19 protein-coding genes, 1 tRNA gene and 1 pseudogene are annotated in these 21,862 nt (G+C 69.0%); 15 read left to right on the top strand and 6 right to left on the bottom strand.

The features are described from left to right. The 13 genes from mraY to A9W95_RS14460 all read left to right on the top strand — a co-directional run. The coding region (gene mraY / locus A9W95_RS14400; RefSeq protein ID WP_067413773.1) for a phospho-N-acetylmuramoyl-pentapeptide-transferase at positions 1–622 on the top strand (622 nt) is incomplete at its 5' end. 1 nt (position 623) lies between these two features. Then, complete coding sequence (gene murD, locus A9W95_RS14405; protein ID WP_067413776.1) at positions 624–2,078, top strand: UDP-N-acetylmuramoyl-L-alanine--D-glutamate ligase; 1,455 nt, start codon at positions 624–626, stop codon at positions 2,076–2,078. A gap of 5 nt (positions 2,079–2,083) precedes the next feature. Next, entirely contained in the window at positions 2,084–3,694 is a 1,611-nt protein-coding gene (gene ftsW, locus A9W95_RS14410; protein WP_371328071.1) for a putative lipid II flippase FtsW, read from the top strand. Continuing rightward, positions 3,691–4,884 carry an undecaprenyldiphospho-muramoylpentapeptide beta-N-acetylglucosaminyltransferase gene (murG, locus tag A9W95_RS14415; RefSeq protein ID WP_067413782.1) on the top strand — a complete coding sequence of 398 codons (1,194 nt, stop codon included), beginning with the start codon at positions 3,691–3,693 and terminating at the stop codon, positions 4,882–4,884. Before ftsW ends, murG begins: the two co-directional genes overlap by 4 nt. Next, positions 4,881–6,350 (top strand): UDP-N-acetylmuramate--L-alanine ligase, encoded by a 1,470-nt coding sequence (gene murC / locus A9W95_RS14420; RefSeq protein ID WP_067413785.1) that lies wholly within the window; start codon positions 4,881–4,883, stop codon positions 6,348–6,350. Before murG ends, murC begins: the two co-directional genes overlap by 4 nt. Continuing rightward, on the top strand, positions 6,347–7,276 hold the full coding sequence (locus A9W95_RS14425) for a cell division protein FtsQ/DivIB (RefSeq protein WP_067413788.1): 930 nt from the start codon (positions 6,347–6,349) through the stop codon (positions 7,274–7,276). The genes murC and A9W95_RS14425 overlap by 4 nt, the downstream gene beginning before the upstream one ends. 263 nt (positions 7,277–7,539) lie before the next feature. Continuing rightward, on the top strand, positions 7,540–8,679 hold the full coding sequence (gene ftsZ / locus A9W95_RS14430; RefSeq protein WP_067413852.1) for a cell division protein FtsZ: 1,140 nt from the start codon (positions 7,540–7,542) through the stop codon (positions 8,677–8,679). 91 nt (positions 8,680–8,770) lie between these two features. Then, positions 8,771–9,478: a peptidoglycan editing factor PgeF gene (gene pgeF, locus A9W95_RS14435; protein ID WP_082983100.1), complete on the top strand. Its 708-nt coding sequence runs from the start codon at positions 8,771–8,773 to the stop codon at positions 9,476–9,478. Between the two features lie 5 nt (positions 9,479–9,483). After that, positions 9,484–10,254, top strand: a complete 771-nt coding sequence (locus tag A9W95_RS14440; protein WP_156746207.1) for a YggS family pyridoxal phosphate-dependent enzyme — start codon at positions 9,484–9,486, stop codon at positions 10,252–10,254. Positions 10,255–10,317: 63 nt separating this feature from the next. Beyond that, positions 10,318–11,001, top strand: a complete 684-nt coding sequence (locus A9W95_RS14445; RefSeq protein ID WP_067413794.1) for a cell division protein SepF — start codon at positions 10,318–10,320, stop codon at positions 10,999–11,001. A 167-nt stretch (positions 11,002–11,168) separates the two neighbouring features. Then, a complete protein-coding gene (locus tag A9W95_RS14450) occupies positions 11,169–11,459 on the top strand; it encodes a YggT family protein (RefSeq protein WP_023364806.1) in 291 nt (96 codons plus the stop codon). Between the two features lie 258 nt (positions 11,460–11,717). Beyond that, on the top strand, positions 11,718–12,536 hold the full coding sequence (locus A9W95_RS14455) for a DivIVA domain-containing protein (RefSeq protein WP_067413797.1): 819 nt from the start codon (positions 11,718–11,720) through the stop codon (positions 12,534–12,536). A 56-nt stretch (positions 12,537–12,592) separates the two neighbouring features. Further along, complete coding sequence (locus A9W95_RS14460) at positions 12,593–12,895, top strand: hypothetical protein (protein ID WP_067413800.1); 303 nt, start codon at positions 12,593–12,595, stop codon at positions 12,893–12,895. 137 nt (positions 12,896–13,032) lie between these two features. On the opposite strand, the pseudogene A9W95_RS14465 reads toward A9W95_RS14460, so the two are convergent. Then, positions 13,033–13,710: pseudogene (locus A9W95_RS14465) on the bottom strand (phosphoribosyltransferase); the annotation flags it as partial. Between the two features lie 79 nt (positions 13,711–13,789). Further along, a tRNA-Leu gene (locus tag A9W95_RS14470) sits at positions 13,790–13,875 on the bottom strand. A gap of 92 nt (positions 13,876–13,967) precedes the next feature. Between A9W95_RS14470 and A9W95_RS14475 the strand changes: the two genes are divergently transcribed. Beyond that, complete coding sequence (locus tag A9W95_RS14475; protein WP_067413805.1) at positions 13,968–15,329, top strand: M20/M25/M40 family metallo-hydrolase; 1,362 nt, start codon at positions 13,968–13,970, stop codon at positions 15,327–15,329. Between the two features lie 11 nt (positions 15,330–15,340). After that, positions 15,341–15,877, top strand: coding sequence for a YbhB/YbcL family Raf kinase inhibitor-like protein (locus A9W95_RS14480; RefSeq protein ID WP_067413807.1), 537 nt, complete (start codon positions 15,341–15,343; stop codon positions 15,875–15,877). Here A9W95_RS14480 and nrfD read toward each other — a convergent pair. From nrfD to A9W95_RS14505, 4 genes are read right to left on the bottom strand one after another with little or no spacing between them, the layout of a single operon-like run. After that, the gene (gene nrfD / locus A9W95_RS14485) at positions 15,874–16,926 is read right to left on the bottom strand and encodes an NrfD/PsrC family molybdoenzyme membrane anchor subunit (protein ID WP_082983101.1); all 1,053 of its coding nucleotides are present in this window, start codon (positions 16,924–16,926) and stop codon (positions 15,874–15,876) included. The genes A9W95_RS14480 and nrfD overlap by 4 nt on opposite strands. Beyond that, a complete protein-coding gene (locus A9W95_RS14490) occupies positions 16,923–17,942 on the bottom strand; it encodes a 4Fe-4S dicluster domain-containing protein (protein WP_067413810.1) in 1,020 nt (339 codons plus the stop codon). The genes nrfD and A9W95_RS14490 overlap by 4 nt, the downstream gene beginning before the upstream one ends. After that, positions 17,939–21,208: a formate dehydrogenase gene (gene fdh, locus A9W95_RS14495; protein ID WP_156746208.1), complete on the bottom strand. Its 3,270-nt coding sequence runs from the start codon at positions 21,206–21,208 to the stop codon at positions 17,939–17,941. The genes A9W95_RS14490 and fdh overlap by 4 nt, the downstream gene beginning before the upstream one ends. A 40-nt stretch (positions 21,209–21,248) precedes the next feature. Further along, complete coding sequence (locus A9W95_RS14505) at positions 21,249–21,809, bottom strand: hemerythrin domain-containing protein (RefSeq protein ID WP_067413817.1); 561 nt, start codon at positions 21,807–21,809, stop codon at positions 21,249–21,251. Positions 21,810–21,862 lie beyond the last annotated feature (53 nt).

Below are 21,862 nucleotides of genomic sequence, written 5' to 3' on the forward strand. Positions count from 1 at the left end.
GCGGGAGATCGCAACGGTCACCCTGGCGCCCGGACTGTTCGTGCTGTTCTGCGTGCTCGTCGTCAGCGCCTGGTCCAATGCGGTCAACTTCACCGACGGGCTGGACGGTCTGGCCGCGGGCTGCATGGCCATGGTCACCGCCGCCTACGTCCTGATCACCTTCTGGCAGTACCGCAACGCCTGCGTCACCGCGCCCGGACTGGGCTGCTACAACGTGCGCGACCCGCTGGACCTGGCGCTGATCGCCGCGGCCACCGCCGGCGCCTGCATCGGGTTCCTGTGGTGGAACGCCGCGCCGGCCAAGATCTTCATGGGCGACACCGGCTCCTTGGCGTTGGGCGGCATCATCGCGGGCCTGTCGGTCACCAGCCGCACCGAAGTGCTCGCCGTGGTGCTGGGCTCGCTGTTCGTCGCCGAGATCACCTCGGTGGTACTGCAAATCCTCGCCTTCCGAACCACCGGGCGACGTGTCTTCCGGATGGCCCCGTTCCACCACCACTTCGAGCTGAGCGGCTGGGCCGAAACCACCGTGATCATCCGCTTCTGGCTGCTCACCGCGATCAGCTGCGGGCTGGGGGTGGCTCTGTTCTACGGCGAATGGCTCGCCACCATCGGGGCCTGACGTGCTCGATCCGCTGGCGCCGGGTGCGCCCGTCCTGATCGCCGGCGGCCGGGTCACCGGTCGGGCGGTGCTGGCGGCGCTGACCCGCTTCGGCGCCATACCCACCGTGTGCGACGACGACCCCGCCATGCTCAGCCCGTATGCCGAAAGCGGGGTGACCACGCTCGACCCGGCCCAGGCGGTGCAGCAGATCGCCGGTTACGCGCTGGTGGTGACCAGCCCGGGGTTCCGGCCGACCACCCCGGTGCTGGCCGCCGCCGCGGCGGCCGGGGTACCGATCTGGGGCGACGTCGAACTGGCCTGGCGGTTGGACGCCGCCGGCTGTTACGGGCCACCCCGGCGCTGGTTGGCGGTCACCGGCACCAACGGCAAGACCACGACCACCTCGATGCTGCACGCCATGCTGGTCGCCGGCGGCCACAGCAGCGTGTTGTGCGGCAACATCGGCAGTCCGGTGCTCGACGTGCTCGACCAACCCGCCGAACTGCTGGCCGTGGAGCTGTCCAGCTTCCAGCTGTTCTGGGCGCCGTCGTTGCGGCCCGAGGCCGGCGTGGTGCTCAACATCGCCGAAGACCACCTGGACTGGCACGGCACGATGGCCGCCTACACCGAGGCCAAAGCCCGGGTGCTGACCGGCCGGGTCGCGGTGGTCGGCTTGGACGACGCCCGAGCGGCCGCGCTGCGCGACACCGCGCCGGCGCCGGTGCGGGTGGGTTTCCGGCTCGGTGCACCCGCCGCCGGCGAGCTTGGCGTGCGCGACGGCTACCTGATCGACCGGGCTTTCGCCGACGACCTGACGTTGCTGGCGGCCGCGTCCATACCGGTACCGGGCCCGGTCGGCGTGCTCGACACCCTGGCTGCGGCCGCGTTGGCCCGTTCGGTGGGGGTGCCGGCCGAGGCCATCGCTTCGGCGGTCGGCTCCTTCCGGGTGGGCCGGCATCGTTCCGAAGTCGTGGCCGTCGCCGATGGAATCACCTACGTCGACGACTCGAAAGCCACCAATCCGCATGCCGCCTTGGCGTCGGTGCTGGCTTACCCGCGGGTGGTGTGGGTGGCCGGGGGGCTCCTCAAGGGCGCATCGATCGACGCCGAAGTGGCTCAAATGGCGTCGCGACTGGCCGCAGCGATCCTCATCGGCCGAGATCGCGCCGAGTTTGCCGAGGCGTTATCACGACACGCGCCCCAAGTTCCCGTCGTCCACGTTGTGACAGGCGAGGATGATGGGATGCATGCGACTGGTGAGGTTCCTGTTAATTCTGTGACACGAGTCGACAACCCCCCGGGGGAGGCCGTCGGCTCTCGCGTGATGAGCGCGGCGGTCGCTGCGGCGCGGCAACTGGCCACCCCCGGCGACACCGTACTGCTGGCGCCGGCCGGCGCGTCCTTCGATCAATTCGCCGGCTACGCCGACCGGGGCGACGCCTTCGCCGCCGCCGTTCGGGCCGCGGTCCGGTAAGGGGCGTGGGTATGGGATGGACCCGGCTGACGCGCCGGGGCAAAAAAGACGACAGCGCCGCCCCCGCCGAGGAGGGTGTTGCGCAGCAGGCTCCGGAGGCGGTCACCGAACCCGGCGACGAACCGGCCGAACAGAGCCCGCCCGCCGGTCAGCCGGAGTTCGGGTTCGCTGACGAGGCGGGCGGTCCGCGCACCCGGTTCGGTGCCTGGCTGGGCCGGCCCATGACGTCGTTTCACCTGATCATCGCCGTCGCCGCGTTGCTGACGTCGCTCGGCCTGATCATGGTGCTCTCGGCATCTGGGGTGCGGTCTTACGGCGCCGACGGCTCGCCGTGGGTGATCTTCGGCAAGCAGGTGCTGTGGACGGTGATCGGGCTGATCGGCTGCTACGCCTCGCTGCGGATGTCGATCCGGTTCATCCGACGCATCGCCTTCACCAGTTATGCGATCACCGTCGTGTTGCTGGTGCTGGTGCTGATCCCCGGGATCGGCAACCTGGCCAACGGTTCGCGGAAATGGTTCGTGGTGGCGGGCTTTTCGATGCAGCCCTCGGAGCTGACCAAGATCGCCTTCGCCATCTGGGGCGCCCACCTGCTGGCCGCGCGCCGGCTGGAGCGCGCGTCGCTGCGGGAGATGCTGATTCCGCTGGTGCCCGCCGCGTTGATTTCGCTGGCCTTGATCGTCGCGCAGCCCGACCTCGGGCAGACGGTGTCGCTGGGCATCATCTTGCTGGGCCTGCTCTGGTATGCCGGGTTGCCGCTGCGCGTGTTCGGCAGCTCGCTGTTGGCCGTCGTTATCGCCGGTGGGGTGCTGGCCATGTCCGCGGGCTATCGTTCCGACCGGGTGCGGTCCTGGCTCGACCCTGACAACGACCCGATGGACACCGGATACCAGGCGCGGCAGGCCAAGTTCGCGCTGGCCCACGGCGGCATCTTCGGCGACGGCCTGGGCCAAGGCGTGGCCAAGTGGAACTATCTGCCCAACGCCCACAACGACTTCATCTTCGCGATCATCGGCGAGGAGCTGGGCCTGATCGGCGCGCTCGGCCTGCTCGGGTTGTTCGGCTTGTTCGCCTACACCGGGATGCGCATCGCCCGGCGGTCTGCCGACCCGTTCCTGCGCCTGCTGACGGCCACCACCACGCTGTGGGTGTTGGGTCAGGCGTTCATCAACATCGGCTATGTCATCGGGGTGCTGCCGGTCACCGGCTTGCAACTACCGCTCATCTCTGCCGGTGGAACATCAACGGCCACAACGCTTTTCATGATCGGCATCATGGCCAATGCGGCGCGCCACGAGCCGGAGGCGGTGGCCGCACTGCGCGCCGGGCGCGACGACAAGGTCAACCGGCTGCTGCGCCTGCCGTTGCCCGAGCCGTACGTGCCGAGCCGGCTGGAGACGTTCCGCGACCGCAAGCGACCGCAGTCACACGCCGGCCAGCGGCCGGGCTCGCGCAAGCCGCCCAAGCAGGCGGCCCGCAAGCCCACGCCCAGATCCGGGGGCAGCGCCCGCGCGCGGGACAGGCATCATGGATCTGGCCAGCGCTCTGCCAACCGGGGAGCCGGCCAGCGTCGTACACAGCGCGTCCGCGCACTGGAAGGTCAGCGTTACGGGTGAGCGACTCGGTTAGGAAACCGGCCGGCGGGTTGGGGGCACATCCCCTGCCCGCCGGTACTGCACTTTCGGTAGTACTGGCCGGCGGGGGCACCGCCGGCCATGTCGAGCCCGCGATGGCCGTCGCCGATGCGCTGCGCGCACTGGACCCGGAGGTCAGGATCACCGCCCTGGGCACACCGCGCGGCCTGGAGACCCGACTGGTGCCGGAGCGCGGATATCACCTGGAACTGATAACCCCGGTGCCGTTGCCCCGCAAACTCAGCGGCGATTTGGCCAGACTGCCTCCGCGGGTCTGGCGCGCCGTCCGCGAGACCCGCACGGTGCTCGACGACGTCGCGGCCGACGTCGTCATCGGCTTCGGCGGATACGTCGCGCTGCCGGCCTACCTGGCCGCCCGCGCGACGCCCACGCTGCCGCGGCGCCGCCGCCGTATCCCGGTGGTCATCCACGAAGCGAACGCCCGAGCCGGGCTGGCCAACCGGGTCGGCGCCCGCAGTGCCGACCGGATCCTCTCCGCGGTCCCGGGGTCGGGTTTGCGACGCGCGGAAGTGGTCGGCATACCGGTCCGCGACGCCATCACCACGCTGGACCGCGCGGCGCTGCGCGCCGAAGCCCGCGCCCACTTCGGGTTCGCCCCGGACGCGCGGGTGCTGCTGGTGTTCGGCGGTTCCCAAGGGGCCGTGTCGCTCAACCGGGCGGTGTCGGGTGCGGCCCCTGCCTTGGCCGCCGCGGGCGTCTCGGTGCTGCATGCCCACGGACCCAAGAACGTCCTCGAGCTGCGGACACCAGTACCTGGCGACCCGCCGTACGTGGCGGTGCCGTATCTGGACCGAATGGATCTGGCGTACGCCGCCGCCGACCTGGCGATCTGCCGGTCGGGAGCGATGACGGTCGCCGAGGTTTCGGCCGTCGGACTGCCGGCCCTCTACGTGCCGCTGCCCATCGGCAACGGCGAACAACGGCTCAACGCGTTGCCGGTGGTCAACGCCGGCGGCGGGATGATCGTCCCGGATGCCGCGTTGACGCCGGAGCTGGTGGCCCGAGAAGTCGCCGCGCTGCTCAACGATCCACCGCGGCTGGCGGAGATGACCGCGGCCGCCGCGCAAGTCGGACACCCCGACGCGGCCCGCCAGGTGGCTCAGGCCGCCCTGGACATCGCCCATGCGGCCCGCGCCGGGGGACGGCCGTGACCACCGAACAACTTCCTCCCGAGCTGCAGCGCGTGCACATGGTCGGCATCGGAGGAGCCGGCATGTCCGGCATCGCCCGCATTCTGCTGGACCGCGGTGCGCTGGTCTCCGGGTCGGATGCCAAAGAGTCCCGCGGCATTCACGCGCTGCGGGCCCGCGGCGCGCAGATCCAGATCGGCCACGACGCCGCGGCGCTGGATCTGTGGCCCGGCGGCCCCACCGCCGTCGTCACCACGCATGCCGCGATCCCCAAAACCAACCCCGAGCTCGTCGAAGCCCGCCGCCGCGGCATTCCGGTGCTGCTGCGTCCGGTGGTGCTCGCCAAACTGATGGCCGGTCGCACCACGCTGATGGTCACCGGCACCCACGGCAAGACCTCGACCACCTCGATGCTCATCGTCGCGCTGCAGCACTGTGGCCGCGACCCGTCCTTCGCGGTCGGCGGCGAGCTAGGGGAGGCGGGCACCAACGCCCACCACGGCAGCGGCGACTGTTTTGTCGCCGAGGCCGACGAAAGCGACGGCTCGCTGCTGGAATACACGCCCAACGTCGCCGTGGTCACCAACATCGAAGCCGATCACCTGGACTTCTACGGCAGCACCGAGGCCTACGTCGGGGTGTTCGACGCCTTCGTCGAGCGGCTGGCTCCCGGCGGCGCCCTGGTGGCGTGCACCGACGACGCTGGCGCTGCCGCTTTGGCCCGGCGCACCGCCGAATTGGGCATCCGCGTGCTGCGGTACGGATCGGCCGAGCAACCCGGCGAATCGCTGGCCGGTGCGCTGGTCTCTTGGGAGCAGCGCGGGACCGAAGCGGTCGCGCACATCCACTTGCGCGGCGAGGCGCACCCGCGAGTGATGCGGCTGTCGGTGCCCGGACGCCACATGGCGCTCAACGCACTGGCGGCGCTGCTGGCGGCGCTCGAGATCGGTACCGACGCCGACGAGGTGCTCGACGGGCTGGCCGGCTTCGAGGGGGTGCGTCGGCGGTTCGAATTGGTCGGTACCGCCGGGGTCGGCCACGGCTCGGTGCGCGTGTTCGACGACTACGCGCACCACCCGACCGAGATCAGCGCGACGCTGGCCGCGGCGCGCATGGTCCTCGACCAGAGCGGCGGCGGCCGCACGATCGTCATCTTCCAACCCCATTTGTATTCTCGGACAAAAGCTTTCGCCGCGGAGTTCGGACACGCACTGAACGCCGCCGACGAGGTGTTCGTCCTCGACGTCTACGGCGCCCGGGAACAACCGCTGGCCGGGATCAGCGGCGCGAGCGTCGCCGAACACGTCAGCGTTCCGGTGCGCTATCTGCCGAATATCTCCACGGTGCCCGCCGAGGTGGCCGCCGCGGCGCGCCCGGGCGACGTCATCATCACCATGGGCGCCGGTGACGTCACGCTGCTCGGACCCGAAATCATCACCGCGCTGCGGATGCGGGCCAACCGCGGCACCCCCGGGGTCTTGCAATGACATCGGCCGGGTCCGAACCCAACGACGGGCCGCCGACCGACCTGGTCGGTGACGACACCGCCGCCACCGAACCCATCGCCGCGCCCGCCCAAGAAGACGCGGACGCCGACTTCGAGGGGCCCCGCCGGCGCGCCCGCCGGGAACGCGCCGAACGGCGCGCCGCCCAGGCCCGGGCCACCGCCATCGAGCACGCCCGTCGCGAAGCCAAGCGGAAAGCCCAGGGCCCGGTGCTGGCCGAACCGAAACCGGTGCGCCGGGGCGTCGTGCGTGGCCTGCGGATGCTGCTCGGTTCCATCCTGTTGGCCATCCTCGGCGTCGCGCTGGCGCTCATCCTCTACTTCACCCCGGCCATGTCGGCTCGCAACATCGTCGTCACCGGCATCGGCACGGTTAGCCGCGAAGAGGTTTTGGACGCGGCGCGGGTGCGGCCGGGCACGCCGTTGCTGCAGATCAACACCGACCAGGTGGCCGACCGGGTCGCGACCATCCGGCGGGTGGCCAGCGCGCGCGTGCAGCGCCAATACCCTTCGGCGCTGCGCATCACCGTCGTCGAGCGAGTTCCCGTGGTGGTCAAAGACTTTCCCGACGGGCCGCACTTATTCGACCGCGACGGCGTGGACTTCGCCACCGATCCGCCGCCGCCGGCCCTGCCCTACATCGACGTCGACAACCCCGGTCCCACCGACCCGGCCACGCTGGCCGCGCTGCAGGTGCTGGCCGCGTTGCCGCCCGAGGTGTCGGGACAGGTCGGGCGGATTGCCGCCCCGTCGGTGTCGTCGATCACCCTGACGTTGTCCGACGGGCGGCTGGTGATCTGGGGGACCACCGACCGCGCCAAGGAGAAGGCCGAGAAGCTGGCGGCGTTGTTGACGCAGCCCGGGCGAACCTACGACGTGTCCAGCCCAGACCTGCCGACGGTCAAGTAGCGCACCAACCCCGCCGACTGTGCGGCTAGCCGCACACTGTGCACCCAATGTGCGGCTAGCGGCACACTCGCGGCGGAATCGGCGCATCGGAAAATTTGCGCGACGCGTGTCGGCGCGCCTGCGCGGTTAGTTCCCGTCGTACCCATACGGTTCTGGTTACGCGGAACTACTTGACATAACTCTAACTCTATGGTTGAGGTTGAGACTTTTGCAAGGGGACACACCGCAGCCGAACCAAGTCCCATCAGGGAGGAAGACGAATGATGACCCCCCCACATAACTACTTGGCCGTCATCAAGGTCGTGGGCATCGGTGGCGGCGGCGTCAACGCCGTGAACCGAATGATCGAACAAGGCCTCAAGGGCGTGGAGTTCATCGCCATCAACACCGACGCGCAGGCGTTGCTGATGAGCGATGCCGACGTCAAGCTCGACGTGGGCCGCGACTCGACCCGCGGCCTGGGCGCCGGCGCGGACCCCGAAGTGGGCCGCAAGGCCGCCGAGGACGCCAAGGACGAGATCGAGGAGTTGCTGCGCGGGGCCGACATGGTGTTCGTCACCGCCGGTGAAGGCGGCGGCACCGGCACCGGCGGCGCGCCCGTCGTCGCCAGCATCGCGCGCAAACTCGGCGCGTTGACCGTCGGCGTCGTCACCCGACCGTTCTCCTTCGAGGGCAAGCGCCGCAGCAATCAGGCTGAGAACGGGATTTCGGCGCTTCGGGAAAGCTGCGACACCCTGATCGTGATCCCCAACGACCGGTTGCTGCAGATGGGCGACGCCGCGGTGTCCCTGATGGACGCCTTCCGCAGCGCCGACGAGGTGCTGCTCAACGGCGTGCAGGGCATCACCGACCTGATCACCACCCCGGGCCTGATCAACGTCGACTTCGCCGACGTCAAGGGCATCATGTCCGGCGCCGGCACCGCGCTGATGGGCATCGGCTCGGCCCGCGGCGAAGGCCGCTCGCTCAAAGCCGCCGAGATCGCCATCAACTCGCCGCTGCTGGAAGCCTCGATGGAAGGCGCCCAGGGCGTGCTGATGTCCATCGCCGGCGGCAGCGACCTGGGCTTGTTCGAGATCAACGAGGCGGCTTCGCTGGTCCAGGACGCCGCGCACCAGGACGCCAACATCATCTTCGGCACCGTGATCGACGACTCGCTGGGCGACGAGGTGCGGGTCACCGTGATCGCGGCCGGCTTCGACGTGGCCGGCCCGGGGCGCAAGCCGGTGGTGGGGGAGACCGGTGGCGCCCACCGCATCGAGTCGGCCAAAGCCGGCAAGCTGACCTCGACACTGTTCGAGCCGGTGGACGCGGTGAGCGTGCCGCTGCACACCAACGGCGCGACGTTGAGCATCGGTGGCGACGACGACGACGTCGATGTGCCGCCATTCATGCGCCGCTGAGGGTCACACGTTGCTTGCCAGCGCGCGACAGACCGGCCCTGGCCGGACCGCGCTGGCGCCTGGCCGGGCACACAATCCGGATACTGGGCACGTGAGTGTGCGCATCCGTCGAGTGACCACGACCCGGGCAGGCGGGGTGTCTGCCGCCCCGTTCGACACCTTCAACCTGGGCGACCACGTCGGTGACGATCCGGCCGCGGTGCGGGCCAACCGGGACCGGCTGGCCAAGGTCATCGGGGTGCCACCCAAGCGGCTGGTGTGGATGAACCAGGTACACGGCGATCACATCGAGGTGGTGGACGGGCCGCGCGCCGCGCCGGTCGACGACACCGACGGCTTGGCAACAGGCATCGCCCGCCTGGTGCTGGTCGTGGTGACCGCCGACTGTGTGCCGGTGCTGCTGGCCGATGCGCGCGCCGGTGTGGTGGCGGCCGTGCACGCCGGTCGAGTCGGCGCCCAGCACGGCGTGGTGGTTCGCGCGGTCGAAGCGATGCAGGGCTTGGGCGCCCAACCCGCCGACATCTCGGCGCTGTTGGGCCCGGCGGTCAGTGGGCGCCACTACGAGGTGCCGGCCGCGATGGCCGACGAGGTGGAAGCGGCCTTGCCAGGCAGTCGCACCACCACCGCCGCGGGCACTCCGGGACTGGACCTGCGCGCCGGAATCGCCAGGCAGCTACAAACTTTGGGGGTGACGGCCATCGACGTCGACCCACGCTGCACGGTGGCCGACCCGACGCTGTTCAGCCATCGTCGCGACGCGCCGACCGGGCGGCTGGCGTCGCTGGTGTGGATGGAATGACCGTGATGGCGGTGGATCGTTCGGCGCAATCGGAGCGGCAGTCGGAATTGACGCACGCGTTGGCCGTGGTGCGGTCCCGGCTGTCCGCGGCCGCCGAGGCGGTCGGCCGCAACGTCTCCGATATCGAGCTGCTGCCCGTGACGAAGTTCTTCCCGGCCACCGACGTCGCGATCCTGTCCCGGCTGGGGTGTCGGTGCGTGGGCGAATCACGCGAGCAGGAGGCGTCGTCGAAGGTCACCGAGGTGGCGCGGTTGTTGGCGGCGGCGGGGGAATCTCGCCAGATGCGCTGGCACATGGTCGGTCAGATCCAGCGCAACAAGGTGCGGTCGCTTGCCCGCTGGGCCCACACCGTGCACTCGGTCGACAGCGTCAAATTGGTGACCGCGCTGGACCGGGCCGTCGGCGCAGCGCTGGCCGATCAGCGCCGCGAGGACCCGCTGCGGGTCTATGTGCAGGTCAGCCTCGACGGCGACGTGTCTCGCGGCGGTGTGGACATCACCGCCCCCGGCGCGCTCGTGGAGATTTGCACGCTCGTCCAGGATGCGGCCAATCTGCAGCTGGTCGGCTTGATGGGTATCCCGCCGCTGGACTGGGACCCCGAACGAGCGTTTGACCTGCTCAAACGGGAGCACGAACGGGTGCGGGAGAGGTTCCCGGACGCGGCGGGATTGTCCGCGGGGATGTCCAATGACCTGGAGGCGGCCGTCAAACATGGTTCGACGTGTGTGCGTGTCGGTACCGCGCTATTGGGTCCGCGCCGGTTACGGTCACCGTGATCGTCACTGTAGTCACATCTTCATCACAGACACCACAGAGCGCAGGGCTAGAAGGGGTCAGCAATGAGCACACTGCACAAGGTCAAGGCCTACTTCGGGATGGCTCCGATGGAGGATTACGACGACGAGTACTACGACGACCGGACGCCCTCGCGCGGTTATCCGCGAGCCCGGTTCGACGACGAATACGGACGTTATGAAGGGCGCGAATACGACGACCCGCGCCGCGATTCGCGAAGTGATCTCCGGGGCGATCTTCGAGGGGACCTGCGCGGTGAGCCGGCCGACTACCCGCCGCCGAGCAGTTACCGCGGCGGCTACGACGAGCCGCGCTTTGCGCCCCGCGAATTCGACCGTCCCGACTTGCCGCGCGGACAGCGTTTAGGGTCGTGGTTGCGCAACTCCACCCGCGGCGCCTTGGCCATGGACCCGCGCCGGATGGCGATGATGTTCGAGGAAGGTCACCCGCTGTCGAAGATCACGACGCTGCGGCCCAAGGACTACAGCGAGGCCCGCACCATCGGCGAACATTTCCGCGACGGCACCCCGGTCATCATGGACCTGGTGTCGATGGACAACGCCGACGCCAAACGCCTCGTCGACTTCGCCGCCGGCCTGGCTTTCGCACTGCGCGGCTCCTTCGACAAGGTCGCCACCAAGGTGTTCTTGCTCTCACCCGCGGATGTCGACGTGTCCCCGGAGGAACGGCGCCGGATCGCCGAAACCGGTTTCTACGCTTACCAATAACTGACTCTGAGGCTTCCTCGGCCCGGTGGACCGCTCGGTCCGCCGGGCTGAGCAGCTTGTTCGCCGTGACGCGCGAGATGTGTCGCGGGCGGGCGAGTCGGTAGGCTTGCTCGTGCCGTTCTCACGGGCGGCGTGTTGACATCCTCATCGGTAAGGTCGGGCTCTCGTTGGTGCTGTTTTTTCAGATCCTTGGGTTTGCGCTGTTCATCTTCTGGCTGCTGCTGATCGCTCGCGTCGTCGTCGAGTTCATCCGCTCGTTCAGCCGGGACTGGCGCCCCACCGGTCTCACCGTGGTGATCCTGGAGATCATCATGTCGATCACCGATCCGCCGGTGAAGCTGCTGCGCCGCCTGATCCCGCAACTGACCATCGGCGCGGTGCGCTTCGACCTGTCCATCATGGTGCTGTTGCTGGTGGCGTTCATCGGCATGCAACTGGCATTCGGGGCGGCGGCCTAAGACTCCCGCGCGGTAACTCATCGATAAAGATATGGGACAGAACAGCCACGATTTGGCGACAAGATTGTCGCCGCAGATTTTGAAATCTAAGGACTGTGATTTATTGGCCTTAGAGATTGAAATTGGTTCTTATTTATTACTCCAATCGGCATCCGCCGAGTCTGGTGTGACAGGATGGACGGCAGTTGCGCGACGGCTACCAGTCCGTTCTACACTTTCCAGATCGTTTGACCGTCCAGGAACTCGAGGGGACAAACAATGCCGCTTACACCTGCCGACGTCCACAATGTGGCGTTCAGTAAGCCGCCTATCGGCAAGCGCGGGTACAACGAAGATGAAGTTGACGCCTTCCTTGACCTGGTGGAAAACGAGCTGACCCGCCTCATTGAAGAGAATTCCGATCTTCGCCAGCGCATTGCGGAGCTGGATCAGGAACTGGCCGCCGGCGGCGGGGGCGCCGCGGCCGCTCAGCCCACCCAGGCGATTCCGACTTTCGAGCCCGAGCCGGAACCAGTGAAAGCCGCGCCGGCACCGGCACCCGCACCCGCGCCCGCGCCCGCGCCCGCGCCGAGCGGGACGAACGAAGAGCAGGCCATGAAGGCCGCGCGCGTGTTGAGCCTGGCTCAAGACACCGCCGACCGGTTGACCAGCACCGCCAAGGCCGAGTCGGACAAGATGCTCGCCGACGCCCGCGCCAACGCCGACCAGATCCTCAGCGAAGCCCGGCACACCGCCGACACGACGGTCGCCGAGGCCCGGCAGCGCGCCGAGGCCATGTTGGCCGACGCGCAGACCCGCTCGGAGACGCAACTGCGCCAGGCGCAGGAGAAGGCCGACGCCCTGCAGGCCGACGCCGAACGCAAGCACTCGGAGATCATGGGCACCATCAACCAGCAACGCACCGTGCTGGAAGGCCGCCTCGAACAACTGCGCACGTTCGAACGCGAATACCGCACCCGCCTCAAGACCTATCTGGAGTCCCAGCTCGAAGAGCTGGGTCAGCGTGGCTCGGCCGCACCGGTCGACTCCAGCGCCGACGCCGGCGGGTTCGAGCAATTCAATCGGGGCAACAACTAGCCGACTTCGCCCCTGATAGGTTGGGCAGTCGCTGCTCGCCGGCCGAAGGATGACCCATGCTGATCATTGCGCTCGTGTTAGCCCTGATTGGGCTCGTCGCGCTGGTGTTTGCGGTGGTCACCAGCAATGAGCTGGTGGCTTGGGTGTGCATCGGCGCCAGCGTGCTGGGTGTGGTGCTGCTGATCATCGACGCGGTGCGGGAGCGCCAGCGGCGCGACGAGGGCACCGAGGACACCGACGACGACCAGCCCTCCGAACAGGCCGAGCACGAAGCCGAGGCGGAGACTGTCGACTATCCGGAGGAAGCCGCCGACGAGCCGGCCGAGAAGTCGGCCGAGCGCGACGAGACCGCCAAGTAGCCAGCTGCCTGCCCCGGGAGCACCCCCGCAGACGGTGCGTGCACGGCTTCGGCTGAGCGGCTACGGCGCGATACACGCGTAAACACCGCCCTGAACGCACACCCGAGTGCCTGATCGCCCAGTCGAGCGCCGCCCGGTCAGCTGGGCGGAGTGGCCAGTAACTCGCGGACCTCGTCGTCGGTGACCTGGTGGAAGTCGGCATAGACCTGCCCTACCGCCTCGAAGCCGGCGGGCATCGTCGCACACACCACGTCGTCGGCTTCGCGGGACAGCTGCCGGCAGGCCGAGAGCGGACCCACCGGGACGGCGACAACCACCGACTGCGGCGCCGCCGCGCGGACGGCCCGCACCGCCGCCAGCATGCTGGCCCCGGTGGCGATGCCGTCGTCGACCAGGATCGCGACCTTGCCGCGCGGGTCGGCCGCCGGGCGTCCACCGCGGTACGCCTGTTCTCGGCGCCGCAGCTCAGCGGTTTCACTGTCGATCACCGCGCGCACCTGCTCGTCGGTGATGTGCAGGCTGGACACCACGTCGTCGTTCATCACCACTCGACCGCCACTGGCTAGCGCGCCCATGGCCAGTTCCGGCCAGCGCGGCACCCCGAGTTTGCGAACCAGGAACACATCGAGGTCGGCCGATAGCGCGGCGGCCACTTCCCAGCCGACCGGCAACCCGCCCCGGGCAAGCCCGAGCACCAGCACGCCGTCTTTGCTCCGATAGGGCGTCAGCGCCTCGGCCAGCACGCGGCCGGCCTCCCGGCGGTCGCGGAATACGCGGGTCGGGGTCCGCCGCAGGAATCCACTCGGAGGGGTCATCGCCGCATGGGAAACTTTCGCTGCTCGTCGCGAATCTTGACAGCTCCAGCCTACGACCGGCAGCAACTCGGCGATTGGGTGTCCGAGGGGGGACTTGAACCCCCACGCCCATTAGTAGGGCACTAGCACCTCAAGCTAGCGCGTCTGCCATTCCGCCACTCGGACCCGACCACAGTTGGCAGCTAAGGCTATCGGATCTGTTGGCGCCAACCCAATTCGGCTGGCCGGGCAGCACCGCAGGCCCATCCCAGCCGGGAATGGTAGGAAAGGTGACTGTGACCCTTGCCCCGGGAGGTACCGGCCCGATCGATGACGTGGCCGAGGTCGTCAGCAGATTGATCCGCTTCGACACCAGCAACACCGGTGACCCACAAACCACCAAGGGTGAAGCAGAGTGCGCACGGTGGATCGCCCAACAACTCGCCGAAGTCGGCTATGAGACCCAATACATCGAGTCGGGTGCCCCCGGCCGCGGCAATGTGTTCGCCCGGCTGGCAGGCGCGGACCGGTCCCGCGGCGCCCTGCTGATTCACGGGCACCTCGACGTGGTGCCGGCCGAACCGGCCGAATGGAGCGTGCACCCGTTCTCCGGGGCCATCGAAGACGGCTACGTCTGGGGCCGCGGCGCGGTCGACATGAAGGACATGGTGGGCATGATGATCGTCATCGCCCGGCATTTCCGTCAGGCCGGCATCGTCCCGCCCCGCGACCTGGTCTTCGCGTTCGTCGCCGACGAGGAACACGGCGGCAAGTACGGGGCGCACTGGCTGGTCGACAACCGGCCCGATCTGTTCGACGGCATCACCGAGGCCATCGGCGAAGTCGGCGGATTCTCGTTGACCGTGCCGAGGCCGGACGGCGGCGAGCGGCGGCTCTACCTGGTCGAGACGGCCGAGAAAGGCATCCTGTGGATGCGCCTGACCGCCCGCGGCCAGGCCGGACACGGCTCGATGGTGCACGACAACAATGCCGTCACCGCCGTGGCCGAGGCGGTGGCCCGGCTCGGCCGGCACCAGTTTCCGCTGGTGCTCACCGACACCGTCGCCCAGTTCCTGGCCGCGGTCAGCGAGGAGACCGGCTACACCTTCGACACCGACTCGCCCGACCTGGCCGGCGCGATCGAGAAACTGGGCCCGATGGCCCGCATGCTCAAGGCGGTCCTGCACGACACGGCGAACCCGACCATGCTCAAGGCCGGCTACAAGGCCAACGTCATCCCCGCGACGGCCGAGGCGGTGGTGGACTGCCGGGTGCTTCCCGGTCGTCAGGCAGCGTTCGAGGCCGAGGTGGACGAGCTGATCGGACCGGACGTGACCCGCGAGTGGATCAGGGAGCTGGCGTCCTACGAGACCGGTTTCGACGGTGAACTGGTCGATGCGATGAATGCCGCGGTGCGCGCGGTCGACCCCGACGGCCGCACCGTCCCGTACATGCTGTCCGGCGGCACCGACGCAAAAGCGTTTGCCCGCTTGGGGATTCGTTGCTTCGGCTTCAGCCCGCTGCGGCTGCCGCCGGAGCTGGACTTCGCCTCGCTGTTCCACGGCGTCGACGAACGGGTACCTATTGATGCGTTGAAGTTTGGCACCGAAGTACTCGCACATTTCCTGACACACTGCTGAGAGGACTGAGTATGACCGCGCCCGATCCCTACGACGCGCTGCCCAAGCTGCCGCAGTTCCGCCTGACTTCTGAGTCGATCACCGACGGCCAACCGCTGCCCACCGCTCAGGTCAGCGGCATCATGGGCGCCGGCGGCGAGGACGCTAGCCCGCAGCTGACCTGGTCGGGTTTCCCCGAAGAGACGCGCAGTTTCGCGGTCAGCGTGTACGACCCCGACGCGCCGACCCTGTCCGGCTTCTGGCACTGGGCGGTGGCCAATCTGCCCGCCGACGTCACCGAGTTGCCCGAGGGCGCCGGCGACGGCAGCAACCTGCCCGGTGGCGCGCTGACCCTGCTGAACGACGCCGGCATGCGCCGCTACGTGGGCGCCGCTCCGCCGCCCGGGCACGGCGTGCACCGCTACTACGTCACGGTGACCGCGGTCGATGTCGACAAGCTGGACCTCGACGAAGCCGCCAGCCCGGCGTATCTCGGCTTCAACCTGTTCCAGCACGCCCTGGCTCGCGCGGTGATCGTCGGCACTTACGAGCAGAAATCCTCCGGCTAGCGCGAACCGACCAGGCGTCCCGCGGCCGTGCGCACCCCGCGCGCGGCCGCGGCCATCCGCGGAAAGTGCGCCCGATCGGGGTCGTCGCCGCGCGCGGGACGGCCGGCGTTGACCCGTTCGCGCTGCGGAACCACCACGTACTTGGGGTCTCGGGTGGACTCCACTCCGGCATAGAACACGCCGAAGCGCTGCAGCGCACTGCCGGTGAGCATGGCCAGCCCGCACAGCGCCGCGGCCGGCCGGTGGCGTCCGGCGACGACCGTGCCCAGCGCCCCGCCGACGGTCAGGCCCTCCGCCCAAGCGCGCAGCCGGTGGGCTCGGCCCGTCGTGTACGCCTCGGCGGACAGGCCCAGGCGCTTTTCGAGCAGCCGGGAAGCCGCCACTTCCAGCGCGGCCCCGGTGACGGCGAACCGGCGGGCCGGACCGGCCTGGTCGACCGGCGTCAGCAGCATGCCCAGCCCGCCGCCGCTGGCAGCGGCCGAACCGGTGAACACGAACGGCAGATACGGGTGGGCTTCATGCCACGCTGGAACCGCGGTTTGGGAGAGCAGCACGGCGGTGTAGGACGCCACCCCCGGGGCGACGGCCGCGGCCGACAGTCCGGCGGGTCGGGCCAACCAGCCCAGTAGCGCGCCCACCCAGGAGCGTGCCCACCGGCGCGGCAGCAGCTCGGCGACCCCGGCCAGTCCAGCGCCCGGGCCGTACCCGACCAGGATCCAGGTGCCCACACTCATCGGCGAACTGGGTTTCGCCACGCGCAGCATGTGGTGGAACCGCAGCGGCCGGCCCAGGTCGGACACCAGGAAGTACATGCTGGCCAGAATGCTGACCAAGGCTCCGACCCGGCTGCTACGGCGCAGCGCCGGGCGGTCGGTGAGGTCGGCCCCGGCGGCCAGCAGCGCCGACCCCGCGGAAAGCCCACCGGCGAACAGGTACGCCGCGATCTTCCATTCCCACACCGGGGTCTTGAGCACCGCGCGGCCGTAGTAGGACTGGAAGTCCGCGCGCGGCACCGCGAGTTGCTCGCGCATGCCCTCGCCGGGGCTCATCGCCGGCCCCGGCCGAAGAACGACGACACCGCCGCGGCCACGAACGCCGACGCGGCGATGCCCGCGAACCGCCACATCGCCGGCGCGTCCCGGGTGGGCACGATGGGATCCGGCGGCAGACCGTAGACCTCGGGCTCATCCAACAGCAGGAAAAACGCCCCGTCACCGCCGACGCCGTCGTCGGGGTCGTTGCCGTACAGGCGCGCCTCGGGCACACCGCGCTCGTGCAGCTCTTCGACGCGGCGCGCGGCGCGCTCGCGCAGCTCGTCGAGCACGCCGAATTGGATCGACTTGGTGGGGCAGGCCTTCGCGCACGCCGGTTCCAGGCCGTCATGCAGCCGGTCGTAGCACAGCGTGCACTTCCAGGCCCGGCCATCGCCCTCGCGCCGGTCGATCACCCCGTACGGACAGCCGGACACGCAGTAGCCGCAGCCGTTGCAAATGTCTTGCTGCACAACGACGGTCCCGAACTCGGTGCGGAACAGCGCACCGGTAGGGCACACGTCCAAACACCCGGCGTGGGTGCAGTGCTTGCACACATCCGAGCTCATCAGCCAGCGAAACGAGGTGCGCGACTCCGCGCCGATGCCGTCGCCCGGACGCTCGAACTTCGGCACCCCGAGGTCCACCGACAGGTTGCCCAGCTCGGCGCCGCCCTCGGGCAGGGCCTCGATCGCCGCCGCAGCGACCTGGGCCGACGACTGGCTCGCCGGCGGCCCGGTCGGCAACTCCGCCAGGCCGGAGTCCTGCTCGCCCAGCGGGCGGGCTTGCTCGATGAACGCCACGTGCCGCCAGCTGTTGGCGCCCAGGTTGCCGGTGTTGTCCATGGACATGCCCAGCAGGTTGAACCCGTCCTCGGGCACCATGTTCCATTCCTTGCAGGCCACCTCGCAGGCCTTGCAGCCGATGCACACCGAGGTGTCGGTGAAAAAGCCCACCCGCGGTGGGTGGTCTTCGCCGTAGCCGGCGTTGCCGGCCGGATCATGCAGCCGCCCGTAGAAGCTGTTGTCGCTCATGGCGTTTCCTCCGTGTGGGCGCCGTCCGCTCCGGTGGTGTCCACGTGCGTCCCCGTCTCCACGGTAATGCCCGCCCGGCGTCGGTAGTCGGCCACGTAAGCCAGCAGCTCCGGACCACGGGGCCGCCGACCGGCCCGGACGTCACAGGTGGCGACCTTGCTCTCCTGGATGAACACGTTGGGGTCCAACACCACTCCGAGCAGGTCGTTGACCACGTCGCCGTCGACCAGACCGGCGTTGCCCCAGTGGTAGGGCATCCAAACCTGTTGCACCACCCGGTCTTCGATCCGTAGCGGCTTCATCCGGTCGGTGACGAACACCCGCGCATCCACCGCGGTGCGGCTGGTGATCACGTGCGCCCACTGCATGTGGGTCAGCCCGCGCAGGCGCGCCAATTCCGGTGACACCTCGACGAACAGCGCCGGCTGCAGCTCGGCGAGGTAGGGCAGCTGCCGGCTCATCCCGCCGGCGGTGTGATGCTCGGTGAGCCGCGCCGCGGTGAACACGAACGGGAACACCTCGCCATGCGTCTCCGGCGGGGAGGGGTTGGACGGGTTGTCTTTGCGCCCGTACACAATTCGCGTGGGATTGCCTTGCTGGGTGTAGAGCGGGTTGCGCGTCGGGGATTCGTGCGGCTCGTAGTGGGTGGGCAGCGGACCGTCGGCCAGACCGTTGGGCGCGAACAGCCAGGCCTTGCCGTCGGCCTGCATGATGAACGGGTCGTCGCCGCGCAACGCCGCGACTCCCACCGCGTCGTCGGGTGGCCGATAGTCCGGCGGCTTGTTCTTCTCGAAGTCGGGGATGTCATAACCGGTCCACTCGCCCCGGTCGGCGTTCCACCAGATGAGTTTCTTGCGGTCGCTCCACGGTCGGCCTTGCGGGTCGGCCGACGCCCGGTTGTAGAGCACTCGCCGGTTCATCGGCCAGGTCCAGCCCCACTCGTTGTCGTAGGGCCCCTGTTGGTCGTGCGGTTTGCGCCGGGCGGCCTGGTTGACGTCGTCGGCGTACACGCCGCTGTAGATCCAGCAGCCACAGGCGGTGCTGCCGTCGGCCTTGAGGTCGGTGTAACCGTTGACCGCCCGTCCCGTGGTCAGGTCGACGCCGCTAATGCGCCGCAGCACGTCTTCGCCGGACGGCTCGTCACCGTCGGTCTGATAGTCCCAAGCCAGTTCGAGCAGGGGCCGGTCGCGCTCGTCGGTGGAACCGGCCAGCTTCTCGCGCAGCCGCCGGCCCAGGTGGTAGAAGAACCACAGCTCCGAGCGGGCGTCGCCAGGCGGTTCGACGGCTTTCTCCCGCCACTGCAGCATCCGCTGGGTCTGGGTGAAGGTACCGGCCTTCTCGACGTGCGAGGCGGCCGGGAAGAAGAACACCTCGGTGCGGCAGGACTCCGGTGAGATCTCACCGGTCTCGATCTCCGGCGCGTCCTTCCAGAAGGTGGCGCTTTCGATCATCACCAGGTCGCGCACGACCAGCCAGTCGAGGTTGGCCATACCCAGGCGCTGCAGCCGACCATGGGCCGACCCGACGGCCGGGTTCTGGCCGAGCAGGAAGTAGCCGAACACCTTGCCGTCGACCATGTCCATGACCGTGCGGTAGGTGCCGTGGTCACCGCTGATGCGGGGCAGGTAGTCAAAGCAGTAGTCGTTGTCGGCGGTGGCGTTGTCGCCCCAGTACTCCTTGAGCAGCGAGATCATGTACGCGTCGGCGTGATGCCAGAACCCCTTCTGGCTGCCGCTGACCACGGCGTCCAGGTAGTCGGACAACCTCTCCTGCCCGGCATGCGGCATCGGCAGATAGCCAGGCAGCAGGTTGAACAGGGTAGGGATGTCCGTGGAGCCCTGGATGCTGGCGTGGCCGCGCAGTGCGAACACCCCACCACCCGGGCGGCCGATGTTGCCCAGCAGCAACTGGATGATCGACCCCGCGCGGATGAACTGGGCGCCCATCGAGTGCTGGGTCCAGCCCACGCTGTACACCAGCGCGGCGGTGCGTTCCCGCCCGGAGTTCTGCGCCCACGCGCGCGCCACCTGGAGGAAGGTCTCGGCCGGCACCCCGCAGACCCGCTCCACCATCTGCGGGGTGTAGCGGGCGTAATGCCGTTTGAGGACCTGATAGACGCAGCGCGGGTGCTGCAACGTCGGGTCGGCCGGAATGTCTCCGGCGCCGCCCTCCACCGCCGCCCCACCAGAACCGAGCTGGTTGGGCGCGCCGCGTTGCTTGGCGCCCGATCCGCCGCGCCCGCCGGGGCCGGTGGACTCGTAGTGCCAGCTGGTCGGGTCATACGACGCGGTCTCGTGGTCGTAGCCGCTGAACAACCCGTCCAGGTCCTCGGTGTCCTGGTAGGACTCGTCGACCAGGAACGAGGCGTTGGTGTAGGCGGTGACGTACTCCCGGAAGTCCAGCTCGTTGGACAGGATGTAGTTGATCACCCCGCCCAGGAACGCGATGTCGCTGCCGGCGCGCAGCGGTACGTGCCGATCAGCGACGGCGCTGGTGCGGGTGAAGCGGGGGTCGATGTGCACCACCTCGACGCCGCGCGCCTTGGCCTCCATCACCCACTGGAACCCGACGGGATGGGCCTCGGCCATATTCGAGCCCATGATGACGATGAAGTCGGTGTTGACCAGGTCCTGCTGATAGTCCGTCGCACCGCCGCGACCGAAGGAGGCTCCCAGACCGGGAACCGTGGCGCTGTGTCAAATACGGGCTTGGTTCTCGATCTGCAGTGCGCCCAAGGCGGTGAACAGCTTCTTGATCAGGTAGTTCTCTTCGTTGTCCAGCGTCGCGCCGCCCAGGCTGGCCACGCCCATAGTGCGGCGCAGCGTGTGGCGGTCCTTGTCGAAGTCCTGCCAGCTTCTGCGCCGCGCGTCGAGAACCCGGTCGGCCACCATGTCCAACGCCGTGTCCAGGTCGAGGTCCTGCCACTCGGTGGCATAGGGCGGGCGGTAGCGCACCTTGGTCTCCCGCTGCGGCCCGGTGACCAGCTGCTTGCTGGCCGATCCCTTGGGGCACAACCGGCCCCGCGAGATCGGGCTGTCCGGGTTGCCCTCGATCTGCACCACCTTGTCGTCTTTGACGTAAACCTTCTGCGCGCAACCGACCGCGCAGAACGGGCACACCGAGTGCGCGACGCTGTCCGCGGTTGCCGTGCGCGGTTCCAAGCCGGCCGAGCGGGCGGACTGGGCAGCCTGACCGCGCCCCAACGCGTCGCCCCCGGTCAATTGCCGGTAGACCGGCCACGACTGGAACAGCTTGGTGAGGTCCATTCTGTGCATCAAACCATCCGGGCGGCGTCGGCGCAGCGCGTCAGCTGTTGCGTCCGCTGAGCGCGTCGCGCAGCCGGTCGACCAGCCCGGCGCCGGGCGCCAGGATCCTGTTGACCGGCGCGTGATCGGGCGCCAACGGATGCGGCCGAGTGGGCGCCATTTTCTTGGCGCGGTGGAACTTCTCGCTCAGTTCGCGCAGCTGCTCGGGCCGGCACGCCTGTTGCAGCTTGGGCAGCATGTCGCCTTCCTCTTCCTCGATGTGGTGCCGGATGTCGCCGATGAGCTGTCGAACCAGATCGTCGTAGCGGGCGTCGTCGGTGCCTGCCTTCTCGATGGCCTTCATGACCTCCTCCGCCTTGGCGTGCTCCTCGAGTTCGTGGTCGACGACTTCGGCGCCGTCGGGCAACAGTTCGCGTGCGGCCGGGTAGACGTATTCCTCTTCGGCGACCGCGTGCCGCACGATGCCGGCGATCACGTGCTCGACCAGTTCGGGCTGCGTGCGCGGGTCGCCACCGGACTCGAGTTCGCTGAAGACGCTTTCGAATTCGCGGTGGTCGGCGACGATGTCGTCGACGATGTTGCCGGTTTGAATGTCAGCCATATCTACTCCTCGAACGAGCGCCTCGGATCCGAGGCGTACCCGCTGACTCCGGG

Source organism: Mycobacterium sp. 1423905.2, from assembly GCF_001673155.1.
GTDB lineage: Bacteria > Actinomycetota > Actinomycetes > Mycobacteriales > Mycobacteriaceae > Mycobacterium.